The 12,657-nt window shown below is 65.1% G+C and carries 14 protein-coding genes; 5 read left to right on the top strand and 9 right to left on the bottom strand.

Annotated features, from left to right (window positions below; all coding sequences use genetic code 11):
- The first annotated feature begins 31 nt into the window (after positions 1-31).
- The 3 genes from hutC to E8L99_RS17010 all read left to right on the top strand — a co-directional run bounded on the left by hutC (position 32) and on the right by E8L99_RS17010 (position 1,808).
- Positions 32-757, top strand: a complete 726-nt coding sequence (gene hutC, locus E8L99_RS17020) for a histidine utilization repressor (protein ID WP_137100667.1) — start codon at positions 32-34, stop codon at positions 755-757.
- 84 nt (positions 758-841) lie between these two features.
- The gene (locus E8L99_RS17015; RefSeq protein WP_137100666.1) at positions 842-1,255 is read left to right on the top strand and encodes a DUF3830 family protein; all 414 of its coding nucleotides are present in this window, start codon (positions 842-844) and stop codon (positions 1,253-1,255) included.
- Between the two features lie 52 nt (positions 1,256-1,307).
- Positions 1,308-1,808, top strand: a complete 501-nt coding sequence (locus E8L99_RS17010; RefSeq protein ID WP_137100665.1) for a DUF2937 family protein — start codon at positions 1,308-1,310, stop codon at positions 1,806-1,808.
- A gap of 4 nt (positions 1,809-1,812) precedes the next feature.
- Here the strand turns inward: E8L99_RS17010 and E8L99_RS17005 are convergent, their stop codons facing one another.
- The gene (locus E8L99_RS17005) at positions 1,813-2,172 is read right to left on the bottom strand and encodes a hypothetical protein (protein ID WP_137100664.1); all 360 of its coding nucleotides are present in this window, start codon (positions 2,170-2,172) and stop codon (positions 1,813-1,815) included.
- Between the two features lie 190 nt (positions 2,173-2,362).
- Here E8L99_RS17005 and E8L99_RS17000 point away from each other — a divergent pair, with 190 nt between their 5' ends.
- On the top strand, positions 2,363-3,184 hold the full coding sequence (locus E8L99_RS17000; RefSeq protein ID WP_137100663.1) for a polyphosphate kinase 2 family protein: 822 nt from the start codon (positions 2,363-2,365) through the stop codon (positions 3,182-3,184).
- Between the two features lie 182 nt (positions 3,185-3,366).
- Here E8L99_RS17000 and tgt read toward each other — a convergent pair whose 3' ends face one another.
- The 5 genes from tgt to coaD form a co-directional block, all read right to left on the bottom strand.
- On the bottom strand, positions 3,367-4,512 hold the full coding sequence (tgt, locus tag E8L99_RS16995) for a tRNA guanosine(34) transglycosylase Tgt (protein ID WP_137100662.1): 1,146 nt from the start codon (positions 4,510-4,512) through the stop codon (positions 3,367-3,369).
- A gap of 6 nt (positions 4,513-4,518) precedes the next feature.
- Positions 4,519-5,589 (bottom strand): tRNA preQ1(34) S-adenosylmethionine ribosyltransferase-isomerase QueA, encoded by a 1,071-nt coding sequence (gene queA, locus E8L99_RS16990; RefSeq protein WP_137100661.1) that lies wholly within the window; start codon positions 5,587-5,589, stop codon positions 4,519-4,521.
- A 71-nt stretch (positions 5,590-5,660) separates the two neighbouring features.
- A complete protein-coding gene (locus E8L99_RS16985; protein ID WP_137100660.1) occupies positions 5,661-6,161 on the bottom strand; it encodes a peptidylprolyl isomerase in 501 nt (166 codons plus the stop codon).
- Between the two features lie 27 nt (positions 6,162-6,188).
- Positions 6,189-6,770, bottom strand: coding sequence for a peptidylprolyl isomerase (locus E8L99_RS16980; protein ID WP_137100659.1), 582 nt, complete (start codon positions 6,768-6,770; stop codon positions 6,189-6,191).
- Between the two features lie 50 nt (positions 6,771-6,820).
- A complete protein-coding gene (gene coaD / locus E8L99_RS16975; RefSeq protein ID WP_137100658.1) occupies positions 6,821-7,324 on the bottom strand; it encodes a pantetheine-phosphate adenylyltransferase in 504 nt (167 codons plus the stop codon).
- A 110-nt stretch (positions 7,325-7,434) separates the two neighbouring features.
- On the opposite strand from coaD, the gene E8L99_RS16970 reads away from it, so the two are divergent.
- Positions 7,435-8,598, top strand: a complete 1,164-nt coding sequence (locus E8L99_RS16970) for a M20 family metallopeptidase (RefSeq protein WP_168201706.1) — start codon at positions 7,435-7,437, stop codon at positions 8,596-8,598.
- 64 nt (positions 8,599-8,662) lie between these two features.
- Here E8L99_RS16970 and gyrA read toward each other — a convergent pair whose 3' ends face one another.
- The 3 genes from gyrA to E8L99_RS16955 form a co-directional block, all read right to left on the bottom strand.
- Entirely contained in the window at positions 8,663-11,401 is a 2,739-nt protein-coding gene (gyrA, locus tag E8L99_RS16965) for a DNA gyrase subunit A (RefSeq protein WP_137100657.1), read from the bottom strand.
- Positions 11,402-11,601: 200 nt separating this feature from the next.
- The gene (locus E8L99_RS16960; protein ID WP_137100656.1) at positions 11,602-11,994 is read right to left on the bottom strand and encodes a DUF2306 domain-containing protein; all 393 of its coding nucleotides are present in this window, start codon (positions 11,992-11,994) and stop codon (positions 11,602-11,604) included.
- Positions 11,995-12,153: 159 nt separating this feature from the next.
- The gene (locus E8L99_RS16955; RefSeq protein ID WP_137100655.1) at positions 12,154-12,597 is read right to left on the bottom strand and encodes a GNAT family N-acetyltransferase; all 444 of its coding nucleotides are present in this window, start codon (positions 12,595-12,597) and stop codon (positions 12,154-12,156) included.
- Positions 12,598-12,657: the final 60 nt, after the last annotated feature.

Genomic DNA, 12,657 nt, shown 5'->3' with positions numbered 1-12,657 from the left:
AGCCGTTCCGGCCGCCTCTCAACGGAAAATCATGAACGCCTCCTCCCCTCCTCTGTCCCTGCATCAGCGCATCCTCGGCGAGATCGAGGGGCGGATACGGTCCGGGGAATGGCCGCCGGGGTACAAGTTGCCGGCGGAGGAAGAGCTTGCGCTCGCCTATGGTTGTTCGCGCATGACGATGAACAAGGCTTTGGGCGAGCTTGCACGAGCAGGCCTGATTGAGCGGCGGCGCAAGGCCGGCAGTTTCGTGTCGCAGCCACCTGCCCAATCGGCCGTACTCGCCATTCCCGATATCGGCGCGGAAGTGGCCGCGCTGGGCGTGCCCTATCGTTTCGAAGTCCTGAGCCGCGCGACGCGGCTTGCCACCAAGTCCGATCTGAAGCGGCTCATCCATGAGGGTCCGACCTCGGTTCTGGTCCTGCACGTGCGCCATTTTGCCGGCAGCCGGCCCTTCTGCCTCGAACGGCGGATCATCGATCTCGCAACCGTTCCCGACGCCACGTCCGAGCCCTTCCTCGATCTGCCTCCCGGCACCTGGCTGAAGGCGCGCGTGCCGTGGACCGCTGCCGAACACCGGATACGCGCGGTCGGGGCCGATGCGGCCACCGCCGAGGCGCTATCGCTCTCACATGGCACTGCCTGTCTCGTCATCGAGCGCCGAACCTGGAGCGATGGCTGCCCCGTAACCTCGGTGGAACTCGCCTATCCCGGCGATGCCAATGAGCTTGTCGCGGTTTTCACGCCGTTCCAGAGCTGAGTGAGGCTTGCGCGAACGCCCGGCACACGGCACTTTCGCCGCCCAACCTGTCGGCGTCGACGCGACGCCCCCTTGGAGACCGCAATGTCGATCCTGAAAGTCACCGCCGGCCCGTTCACCTTCACCGGCAAGCTCGAGACGGAAGCCGCGCCAAAGACCTGCGCGGCCTTCATCAAGCACCTGCCCTTCGTTTCGAAGATCATCCATGTGCGCTGGAGCGGCGAAGGCGTGTGGGTGCCGCTGGGCGATCTCGATTTCGGCGTGGGCTACGAGAACAACACCAGCTATCCGGCGCCGGGCCATTTCATCCTCTATCCGGGTGGGGTCAGCGAAACCGAGATCCTGCTCGCCTATGGCGGTGTGCAGTTCGCCTCCAAGGCCGGCCAGCTCTCCGGCAACCACTTCCTCACGCTGACCACCGGGCTGGAAAACCTCTACGCGCTCGGCCGCAAGGTGCTGCTGGAAGGCGCGCAGGACATTCGCTTCGAGGCGATGTGACCCTCATGCGGGCCGGCCCGAACAAGCCGGCCCCGCCAACCCGGAGGCCGCGATGATCCTCAGGCGGATCGTCTTCTTCCTGGCCCTGTTTGCCGGCGTGGCCGCTTCCCAATTGCCGGAATTTGCCCAGCAATACCGGCAGCGGCTGGGCGGCGCGATCGACGAGCTCGCGCGGATCATCGCCGAGTTCGACGCCGATGCGGCGCGCTCCCATATCAGCCGCGATGAGGGCATCCGGCGGCTGACCGCCAATGCCGATCCGTTCGTGCGCGAGCGCGGCGAGGCGATCAGCGGCGATATCGTCCGTGTCGGCACGCTGCAGAAGCAGTTGCAGGACTACGAGGCGGCCGGTCCCTTCTGGCGGATCGCCAGTTTTGCGCAGAACCATGACCCCGACATCGCCCGACGCGCGGCGCAGGCCTTCGAGCCGGCCGTGCCGGTGACGGTCGAAGGGCTGGTCCTGGCATTGTCCGGTTTCGGCGCCGGCTGGCTCGGCGGACGGATGCTGATCGCGCCGATCCAGCGCCGCCGCAAGGTCGTCTACAAGCGCTAGCCGGTCAGGGTAGCCGGCGCACCACCCCGTCCTTGATGAAGACCTGGAACGGCGTCGTGCCAGCTGCGCTGCCATCGAGCGCCTGCCAACGGCCGTTGGTGCAGAGGATCCCGCCCTCGGTCGGAACGGCGTCGAACACCACGCGGTTGCGGTAGACCGTGCCGTTGGGATCGATGGCGCTGAAATTGGTCCGGCACCGGCCGTCGGCCACCACCGGATCATAGCCATCGATCATGAAGCCGCCGCCGCCCGTGCTCGGAAACGGGTTCTGCAGCACCGGCCAACTGTCATAGGACTGTGCGGATGCCGCTGTTGCCAAGCCGATCGTTGCCGCTGCAATCAGGAAGATCGATGTCGTGCGCATGGTGGGGCTCCCGTCCCTGACGCGGCCCAGACGGCCGCTTGTGACGTGGAAACCCGTGGGAACCATTCCCGGATGCACCGCGTTGGCGATCACCCATCACAGGGCCGTGACCATCCACAATGCTCTGCCCTTGCCAAAGGCCCATTGCCGGCTGATCAATGGCTGAGGCGTTTCGACAAATGGTGTTCCCATGCATTCCTGCCCGAAGCACATCAAGCATCTCGTCGTGAAGCCCGGCGGCAAGGTGAAGCTCGACCGGATCGACCCGCGCGAGGTCGATTTCCTCGGCAAGGAGGACAAGGCACGCGCCCAACTGGCTGAGGATATCGTCGAGATCGACCGGCTGCAGGACCGGCTCTATGCCGAAGGCAAGCGCTCGCTGCTGGTTGTCCTGCAGGGCACCGACACGGCCGGCAAGGACGGCACGATCCGCGGCGTGTTCAACCAGACCGGCCCGCTCGGGGTCTCGGTGACGGCCTTCAAGAAGCCGAGCGAGGACGAACTGGCACGCGATTATCTCTGGCGCGTGCACCATGCCGCCCCAAGGCGCGGCACGATCGGCATCTTCAACCGCTCGCATTACGAGGATGTGCTGATCGCCCGCGTGCGGAAATTCGCGCCGAAGGAGGCCATCGAGGCGCGCTATGACCAGATCAACGCCTTCGAGAAGCTCCTGGTCGACAATGGCACGATCATCCTGAAATTCATGCTGCACATCTCGAAGAAGGAGCAGGCGGAGCGCCTGCAGGAGCGGCTCGACGACAAGACCAAGCATTGGAAGTTCAATGCCGGCGACCTGGAAGACCGCCTGCTCTGGGGCGAGTTCCAGAAGGCCTATGAGCTGGCGCTCGGGCGCTGCTCCACCGAGCACGCGCCTTGGCACATCGTGCCGGCCGACCGCAAATGGGCGCGCAACTGCATTGTGGCGGCGGTGGTGCGCGATACGCTGGAGAACATGGATCCGCACTATCCGAAGGTGCCGTGGAAGGCGTCGGATTTCGAGATTCCGTGATGGGCAGTTGTCTGTCTGCCGGCAGGCGATGATGGTCGAGCTTTCTGATCATCCGGCGCGCGCGGCCTTCACCTCTCCCCAACGGGGCGAGGTGAAGAGTGCGCCAGCTGCTCGAACGTGCCAAAGCCGGGCCAACAGGCCAAGCTCCGCCAGACACACCATTCGCGCCAAAGCAAGCGCTGCTACACCGCCATAGGCTCGATATCGCCCCGAGCCCAGCCTTCGCGAACCTCCGCCGCATAATCGGCGTAGCGGCCGGCGGCGATCGCCGCACGAGCTCCTGCCATCAGGTCCTGGTAATAGGCGAGGTTGATCCAGGTCACGAGCATCGAGCCGAGCATTTCCTCTGTGCGGATCAGATGGTGCAGATATGCGCGGGAATAGTCGCGCGCTGCGGGGCAGGATGACGCCTCGTCGATCGGCCGGGGATCGGCGGCGTGGCGGGCATTGCGGAAATTGATCTTGCCGAAGCGCGAAAAGGCCTGGCCGTGACGGCCATTGCGGGTCGGCATGACGCAATCGAACATGTCGACGCCGCACGCCACTGCGCCCAGCAGGTCGTCCGGCGTGCCGACACCCATCAGGTAATGCGGCTTGGCATCGGGCAGATGCGGCATGACCGTCTCGATCATGGCGAGCATCACCGCCTGCGGCTCGCCGACCGCCAGTCCGCCGATCGAATAGCCGGGAAAGTCCATGTCGGTCAGCGCCTTGGCGCTCTCGACACGGAGATCCGGGATATCGCCGCCCTGGACGATGCCGAACAGCGCCCTGCCCTTCGGTTGGGTCTCGAAGGCGCGTTTCGAGCGCTCGGCCCAGCGCAGCGACAGATGCGTGGACTTCTCGATCGTCGCGCGGTCGTTCGGCAGCGACACACATTCGTCGAGCTGCATCTGGATATCGGCGCCGAGCAGGCCCTGGATCTCGATCGAGCGCTCCGGCGTCAGCTCGAAGCGGGAGCCGTCGATATGGCTGGCAAAGGTGACGCCCTGTTCCGTCAGCTTGCGGAGCTTGGCCAGCGACATGACCTGGAAGCCGCCGGAATCGGTGAGGATCGGACCCTTCCAGCCGCCGAACTGATGGAGACCGCCGAGCGCCGCGACCCGTTCGGCTCCCGGCCGCAGCATGAGATGATAGGTGTTGCCGAGGATCACGTCGGCACCGAGCGCCTTGACCTGATCCATATACATGCCCTTCACCGTCGCCTGGGTGCCGACCGGCATGAAGGCGGGCGTGCGGATGTGTCCGCGCGGCGTGGTGATGAGGCCGGTGCGGGCAGCGCCATCGCGGGCGGTGATCTCGAAGGAAAAGCCGGTCGGATCGGTCACGGGATCTTAGGCCTCCGCGCGCGTCAGCAGCGAGCCGTCGCCGTAGGAATAGAAGCGATAGCCGGTTTCGATGGCGCGGGCATAGGCCGCTCTCATGCGATCAAGCCCGGCAAAGGCCGAGACCAGCATGAACAGTGTGGAGCGCGGCAGGTGAAAATTGGTCACCAGCCGGTCGACAGCGCGGAACCGGTAGCCCGGCGTGATGAAGATGGCGGTTTCGGCAGCAAAGGGATGGATCGTGCCATCCTCGGCCGCCGCGCTCTCGATCAGCCGCAGCGATGTCGTGCCGACCGCGATGATCCGGTTGCCGCGGGCATGCACCGCATTCAGCGCTGCCGCGGTAGCAGCCGTTACCTCGCCAAACTCGGCATGCATCCGGTGGTCGGCCGTATCGTCGGCCTTCACTGGCAGGAAGGTGCCGGCACCGACATGCAGGGTGACGAAATGCAGTTCGACGCCGCGGGCCTTCAGCCGTTCCATCAGGTCCGGCGTCAGGTGCAGCCCGGCCGTGGGCGCTGCGACCGAGCCCTCATCGCGGGCAAAGACCGTCTGGTAATCGAGCCGGTCCTGCGCGTCCTCCGGACGCTTGGACGCGATATAGGGCGGAAGCGGCACATGGCCGACCCGGCCGATGGCTTCGTCGAGATGAATGCCGGACAAGTCGAAGGCGAAGACGACGCCGTCATCGTCCTTGGAGATCACGGTCGCGGGCAGCGCGCCGAGCAGACAGGCCTCGGCCTTGGCCCCAAACTCGACGCGGTCACCGGGATGCAGTTTCTTGGCGCCACGCACGAAGGCGAGCCAGCGATCGGGGGCAAGCCGCTTGTGCAGGGTCGCCGAGATTGTCGCGGTCTGGCCGTCGCGCTCGCGGATGCCCTCGAGCTGGGCCGGGATCACGCGGGTATCGTTCAGCACGAGCGCGTCGCCGGGCTGCAGGAGATCCGGCAGGTCGCGCATGATCCGATCGTCGATCCCCTGCTCGCCGACCACCATCATCCGGGCGGAGTCGCGCGGGTTCGCCGGCCGGAGCGCGATCCGGTCGGGCGGCAGGTCGAAATCGAACAGATCGACGCGCATGGGCCTCAGGGCCTGAACAAAAGAAAACGGCGCCCGGATCGCTCCGGGCGCCGCGTCCCTAACACGATGGATCAGAGCTTGGCGATGACGTCGCCATAGGTGGCTGTGTCGTCAGCCGCAATCTTGGCGACCACGATCTTGTCGGGATCGCGCACGGGCTCGCCGCGCTTGATCGTGTCGACATTGTCCATGCCGTCCACGACCTTGCCCCAGACGGTGTACTGCTTGTCGAGGAAGCGGGCGTCCTCGAACACGATGAAGAACTGCGAATTGGCCGAATTCGGGTTCTGCGCACGCGCCATCGAGGTGATGCCGCGGACATGGGGCTCGGCGTTGAACTCGGCCTTCAGGTCCGGGTACTTCGAGCCGCCGGTGCCGGTGCCGTGCGGGCAGCCGGTCTGAGCCATGAAGCCGTCGATGACGCGGTGGAAGACGATGCCGTCATAGAAGCCTTCGCGAACGAGCTTCTTGATGTGATCGACGTGGCCGGGAGCGAGATCCGGGCGCATGGCAATGACCACCCGTCCCTTCGTCGTCTCGAGGATCATGGTGTTTTCGGGATCGAGGGCCATAAGACAAGTCCTTGGTGGGTGTTTCGATTAGCGGATGTCGGAAGCGATGCGCACGCGCACCATGCGGTCGGGCGGCGCGGAGACCGTGCCATTGGCGCGCGGATCGCCGCGCTTGATCTTGTCGACGAGGTCCATGCCCTGCACGACCTGGCCGAACACGGTGTACTGGCCGTTCAGGAACGAGGATTCGGCGAAGCAGATGAAGAACTGCGAATTGGCCGAGTTCGGCGACTGCGAACGCGCCATGCCGAGCGTGCCGCGCACGAAGGGCTCGCGCGAGAACTCGGCGGGGACATTCGGAAGCTGCGAGCCGCCCATGCCGGTGCCCTGCGGATCGCCGGTCTGGGCCATGAAGCCCTCGATCACGCGGTGGAACACGATGCCGTTGTAGAAGCCCTGACGGGCCAGAACCTTGATGCGCTCGACATGCTTCGGCGCGAGATCGGGCCGCAGGCGAATGATCACCGGCCCGTCCTTGAGCTCGATGACGAGCGTGTTTTCGGCATCGAGGCCGGCCGGCAGGCGGATTGCCTGGGCATGGGCCGATGCAAGGCCGGAAAGAAGCGTCGGTGCGGCAAGCGCCTGGGCGAGGAAGAGGCGACGGGTCACGGGAAGGTCTCCGGAGGGAAAGGGATGGCCTTGAGGCTGAACAAACGGCGTCAGGTCTTCTTGAGTTTCACCGCCAGCGCCCGGGCAACGGCGGGCGGCACGAAGCTTGTGACATCGCCGCCCATCTGAGCGATCTGACGCACAAGCGTGGCGGTGATGGGGCGAACGGTCGGAGATGCCGGCAGGAACACCGTCTGCACGTCGGGCGCCATTCCCGCATTCATGCCGGCCATCTGCATCTCATAGTCCAGGTCGGTGCCGTCGCGCAGACCGCGGATGAACAAGGTTGCCCCGACGCGCTTGGCCGCCCAGATCGCGAGATCGTCGAATGTATTGATCTTTAGGATGCAGTTCTCGGCCGCAGCAATCGGTCCGCAGACCTCCTGCAGCAGCGCCATGCGCTCGTCTGCCGAGAACATCGGCGCCTTGCCGGGATGGACCCCGATGCCGATCACCAGCTCGTCGGCCAGACGGCAGGCGTGGCGGACCACATCAAGGTGGCCATTGGTGACGGGATCGAAGGAACCCGTGTAGAGAGCGACGCGTTTCGTCATGGGCATCCGCTTAGCGAGGATGAAGGATTGGCGCAAGGGAACCATGCCCGTGCCCGCGTTGCGCTGGAGGGCACGAACTACAAGAATGGCAGCCCTTCAGGAGAATGACCATGTCCACCCCCACCGAAGCCCAGATAACTGGATGGCTCGCCGAACAGAAGGACCAGATGTTGGACCTTCTACGCGAGGTGGTGAACATCGATTCCGGTTCCTACGACAAGACCGGCGTCGATGCGGTCGGCACCCGGTTCCAGGAGTTCTTCGACGCCCACGACATCTCCAACTGGCGCGAACCGCATGAAGTGTTCGGCGACGCGATCCATGCAAGCGTCGGCGAGCCGGGCACCAATGAGAAGCCGGTGCTGCTGATGGGTCACCGCGACACCGTGTTCCCCAAAGGCGAGGTTGGCCGCCGGCCCTTCTCGCTCGAGGGCAACAAGGCCTATGGCCCGGGCGTCGCCGACATGAAGGGCGGGCTGGTGATGAATGTCTTCGTCGCGGCTGCCTTCAAGAAGTTCGGCGGGGCGCCCTGCCCGATCAAGGTGCTGATCACATCGGACGAGGAAATCGCCTCGCCCTCGTCACGCCCGGTGATCGAGCGCGAAGGCCGCGCCGCCCGCGCCGTCTACAATTCCGAGCCCGGCAGACCCTCCGGCAATGTGGTCACCGGCCGCAAGGGCGGCGTGTTCATGCGCTTCGACATCTTTGGCAAGGCCGCCCATTCCGGCGGCAATTTCGCCGCCGGCATCTCGGCCATCGGAGAGATGGCCCACAAGATCGTGGCGATCCACGCGCTGACCGATCTCGCCAAGGGTGTGACACTGAATGTCGGCCTGGTCTCGGGCGGCCAGTCGGTGAACACCACCGCGCCGCATGCGCAGGGTGAGATCGACATGCGCTACATCCAGCCGGCCGACCGCAAGGCCACGCTTGATGCCATCGAAAAGATCATGGCAACCGCCACCGTGCCGGGCACCACGGCGAAATTCGAGATCAAAGGCGAGTTCGCGCCCGTGGTCGAAACCGAGATCTCCAAGGCATTCTTCGAGGGCTACCAGTCGGCGGCCTCTGATGCAGGGCTGGCGGTATCTGGCGAATTTTCCGGCGGCTGCGCCGATTCAGGCTTCACCGCGAGTGTCGGCACGCCGACCATCTGCGGTGTCGGGCCGGTCGGGGCCAATGCCCATACGGTCGAAGAAGTGCTCGATGTCGACAGCCTGGTGCCGCGTGCGCAGGCCCTGGCACTGGCGATCCTCAGGACCAAGGTCGACTGAGGCCGTTGGTCAGTCCCGCTGATCTGAACGGCCAGGGCGGCAAGCGCCCTGGCCGTTTTTTCGATCAGGATGCGGCCGGCTCGCCGGCAGTCTCGTCGCCGGCGTCAGTCTCGTCGTCCTCACCTTCATCGGTGATGCGTTCAACGGAGACGACCTTCTCGGTCTCGTGCGTATCGAAGACGATGACGCCCTGGGTCGAGCGGCCGGCGACGCGGATGCCCTGGACCGGGCAGCGGATCAACTGACCGCCGTCGGTCACCAGCATGATCTGGTCCTTGTCCTCCACGGGGAAGGACGCGATCAGGCGGCCGTTGCGCTCGTTGACCACCATGGCGGTGATGCCCTTGCCGCCGCGACCGGTGATCCGGTACTCGAACGACGAGGTCCGCTTGCCGTAGCCATTCTCGGACAGGGTGAGCACGACCTGCTCGGCCGCCGACATTTCGGCATAGCGCTCGGTCGACAGCTCGCCGGAGCCGACGCTCTCCTCGTCGTCGCCCTCTTCGCCGGTGACCGCGCGGCTCATCTTCAGATAGGCCGAGCGCTCCTCCGAATTGGCGTCGAAGTGGCGCAGCACCGTCATCGAGATGATCTTGTCGCCATCGGCCAGCGATATGCCGCGCACGCCCATGGAATCGCGGCCCTTGAACACGCGGACCTCGTCGACGGGGAAGCGGATGCACTGGCCGCCATCGGTGGTCAGCAGCACGTCGTCAGCCTCGGTGCAGACCGCGACATTGACGATGCCCTCGCCCTCGTCGAGCTTCATCGCGATCTTGCCGTTGCGATTGACCTGAACGAAGTCGGACAGCTTGTTGCGCCGGACCGTACCGCGGGTGGTCGCAAACATTGCGTCCAGCGTGCCCCAGGTCTCCTCGTCCTCCGGAAGCGGCAGGATCGTGGTGATGCGCTCGTTCTGCTCCAGCGGCAGGATGTTGACGAAGGCCTTGCCACGCGCCTGAGGCGTGGTCAGCGGCAGGCGCCAGACCTTCAGCTTGTAGACCTTGCCGAGCGAGGAGAAGAACAGCATCGGCGTGTGGGTGTTGGCCACGAAGAGCCGCGTGACGAAATCCTCGTCGCGGGTCTGCATGCCGGACCGGCCCTTGCCGCCGCGGCGCTGCGCCCGATAGGTCGAGAGCGGCACGCGCTTGACATAGCCGGCATGGCTGACGGTGACGACCATGTCCTCGCGCTGGATCAGGTCCTCGTCCTCGAGATCGCCGAAGGATTCGATGATCTCGGTCTTGCGGGGGGTGGCGAACTCGTCCTTCACCTTGGCGAGCTCGTCACGGATGATCTGCTGGACGCGCGCACGCGAGCGCAGGATTTCCAGATAATCGACGATCTCTTCGGCGAGCTTCTTCAACTCGTCGCCGATTTCCTCGCGGCCGAGGGCTGTGAGGCGCTGCAGGCGCAGGTCGAGGATGGCGCGAGCCTGGGCATCCGACAGCTTGTAGGTGCCGTCCTCGTTCATCGGATAGCGCGGATCGTCGACCAGCTTGATCAGCGGTGCGATATCCTGGGCCGGCCAGTCCGGCGCCATCAGGCGCTCGCGGGCGGTGGCCGGATCGGGCGCGGTCCGGATGATGCGGATCATCTCGTCGATATTGGCAACCGCGGTCGCCAGGCCGCACAAGACATGGGCGCGCTCGCGCGCCTTGTTGAGCAGGAACTTCGTCCGCCTGGACACCACTTCCTCGCGGAAGGTGATGAAGGCGACGATCAGGTCCTTGAGGTTCATCACCTCCGGGCGGCCGCCGTTCAGCGCCACCATGTTGGCGCCGAAGCTCTGCTGCAGCGAGGTGTAGCGATAGAGCTGGTTCAAGACGACGTCGGCGACGGCGTCACGCTTCAGCTCGATGACCACGCGCATACCGTCGCGGTCGCTCTCGTCACGAAGCTCGGCAATGCCCTCGACGCGCTTTTCGCGCACGAGTTCCGCCATCTTCTCGATCATCGTCGCCTTGTTCACCTGATACGGGATCTCGTGAACGATGATCGCCTCGCGCTCGCGGCGCACCTCCTCGATGGAGGTCTTGGCGCGCATGACGATGGAGCCGCGGCCGGTGAGATAGGCCTGGCGGATGCCGGAGCGGCCGAGGATCAGGCCGCCGGTGGGGAAATCCGGGCCGGGGATGATCGCAATCAGGTCCTCGATGTCGATTTCCGGATTGTCGAGATAGGCCGAGCAGGCGTCGATGACCTCGCCGAGATTGTGCGGCGGGATGTTGGTCGCCATGCCGACCGCGATACCGCCGCCGCCATTGACCAGGAGGTTCGGGAAGCGCGACGGCAACACCGTCGGCTCGCTCTCGGAACCGTCGTAATTGTCGCGGAAATCGACGGTGTTCATGTCGATGTCGCCGAGCATTTCGCCCGAGACCTTCTCCAGACGCACCTCGGTGTAGCGTTCGGCCGCCGGCGGATCGCCATCGACAGAGCCGAAATTGCCCTGGCCTTCGATCAGCGGCAGACGCAGCGAGAAGTCCTGGGCGAGACGCACCAGCGCGTCGTAGATCGCGAGATTGCCGTGGGGGTGATATTTACCCATGACGTCGCCGACAACGCGGGCCGACTTGCGGTAGGGCTTGTTCCACTCATAGCCCGCCTCGTGCATGGCATAGAGGATGCGCCGGTGCACCGGCTTCAGGCCGTCGCGGGCATCGGGCAGCGCGCGCGACACGATCACGCTCATGGCGTAGTCGAGATAGGACCGCCGCATCTCGTCGGTGATCGAGATCAGGCGGATATTGCTGGGGTCGGAGGGCGGGGAACCCGCCGTCTTGTCGTTTTCGTCAGCCAAAATGAGCGATCCGGTGGCGCGGGCAGAACGCCCGCAGGATGGCTCAGGTTCTAGCCGATTCCGCCCGACATCTCCAACCTATTCGGCCAGAAATCCACCGGCATTTCATGCACGTTTTCAGCCACTTATCGACATACATCGAAGAAAGGTGATGGCACGCCGCCACGCCTCCCCGATTTCGGCCGATTCGGGTCCGCCGATCAGCCCGTCACGACCTGCAGCATCAGGCGCCCCGGCAGCAGCGTGAAGGCGCCGGCGGCCGCCCAACCGAGGGCCACTCCGATCATGTGCTTGCGGTGGGCGCTGATGCGATTCTGGCGGCGCGCCCGAATGCCAAGGACGAGGATCACGAGCGTGATGATCGACAGGACATGGATCGGGCTGAAGGGCCCGATCACCCGGATGCCGTGGAGCCAGAACGAACTGACTGCCGTGATGGCCATCAAGACCACCCAGGCCCAACCGATGACGCGGTGATAGAGGCCGGACTTCCGCCGATAGAACTGGAGAGCGGTCAACGGGACGAGGCTGAGGGCAGCCAGAGCATGGATCTGGACGGCGAGCGGCGCATTGAGGAGCGGGGCGAGAGTCATGGTGGCCTCGGGAAATCGATGATGTAATGTGAATACACATTACACTACGTTGCGTCAAGCAGGGTTGTTGCTGAAATCGATGACCGAGGATGGGATTGGGCTTGGGGTGCCGCGCGGGAGCGATTGTGCCGGTTTCGGTCCAGGCTCGAGGCACCAGGCTCAGGCGTTACCGCGCCACTCTGACCTGAGAACCGACATCAGCATCTGGTCGGCGCGCGTGCCGTCACGACGCTTGACCACCTCGCGCATCAGCCCCTCCTCGACGAAGCCGAGCGAGCGATAGACGTGGCGGGCACGGGCATTGTCGGTGAAGACTTCGAGGCAAAGCCGGTGGCAGGCGGTTTCGGCGAAAACCCAATCGACAACCGCGGCGAGGAATGGCCGGCCGAAGCCCTTGGCGGCGTCGACCGCCACAATGCGCTGAAGGCCGATATTGTCGGAGGGGTCCCGGAGATCGCGCAGGATAGCGAAGCCCGCCGCCCTGCCCTCGCCGTCCAGACCGATGAGATAGGCGAAATCGCCGGAGCCAAGAGCGGCCGTGTGGCGCTCTTCGCTCCACCGGCCGATCATACGCTCGTAGGCCGGAAGCCGTTCGGCCGCCATGATGAAGCCGATGTCGGCTTCGAATGCAGGACGGACCGAGACAGCCGCGGATGCCCCGGC

Origin of the sequence: Phreatobacter aquaticus (genome assembly GCF_005160265.1) — a bacterium.
Lineage (GTDB): Bacteria > Pseudomonadota > Alphaproteobacteria > Rhizobiales > Phreatobacteraceae > Phreatobacter > Phreatobacter aquaticus.
The sequence above is the reverse complement of the archived record's forward strand: the minus strand, read 5'-3'. Positions and strand labels throughout refer to the sequence as shown.

What these genes read in the sequence shown, in the direction of transcription:
- hutC (WP_137100667.1), top strand. Translation starts at nt 32, where the DNA reads ATGAACGCCTCCTCCCCTCCTCTGTCCCTGCATCAGCGCATCCTCGGC.
- E8L99_RS17015 (WP_137100666.1), top strand. Translation starts at nt 842, where the DNA reads ATGTCGATCCTGAAAGTCACCGCCGGCCCGTTCACCTTCACCGGCAAG.
- E8L99_RS17010 (WP_137100665.1), top strand. Translation starts at nt 1,308, where the DNA reads ATGATCCTCAGGCGGATCGTCTTCTTCCTGGCCCTGTTTGCCGGCGTG.
- E8L99_RS17005 (WP_137100664.1), bottom strand. Translation starts at nt 2,172, where the DNA reads ATGCGCACGACATCGATCTTCCTGATTGCAGCGGCAACGATCGGCTTG.
- E8L99_RS17000 (WP_137100663.1), top strand. Translation starts at nt 2,363, where the DNA reads ATGCATTCCTGCCCGAAGCACATCAAGCATCTCGTCGTGAAGCCCGGC.
- queA (WP_137100661.1), bottom strand. Translation starts at nt 5,589, where the DNA reads ATGCGCGTCGATCTGTTCGATTTCGACCTGCCGCCCGACCGGATCGCG.
- E8L99_RS16985 (WP_137100660.1), bottom strand. Translation starts at nt 6,161, where the DNA reads ATGGCCCTCGATCCCGAAAACACCATGATCCTCGAGACGACGAAGGGA.
- coaD (WP_137100658.1), bottom strand. Translation starts at nt 7,324, where the DNA reads ATGACGAAACGCGTCGCTCTCTACACGGGTTCCTTCGATCCCGTCACC.
- E8L99_RS16970 (WP_168201706.1), top strand. Translation starts at nt 7,435, where the DNA reads ATGTCCACCCCCACCGAAGCCCAGATAACTGGATGGCTCGCCGAACAG.
- E8L99_RS16960 (WP_137100656.1), bottom strand. Translation starts at nt 11,994, where the DNA reads ATGACTCTCGCCCCGCTCCTCAATGCGCCGCTCGCCGTCCAGATCCAT.
- E8L99_RS16955 (WP_137100655.1), bottom strand. Translation starts at nt 12,597, where the DNA reads ATGGCGGCCGAACGGCTTCCGGCCTACGAGCGTATGATCGGCCGGTGG.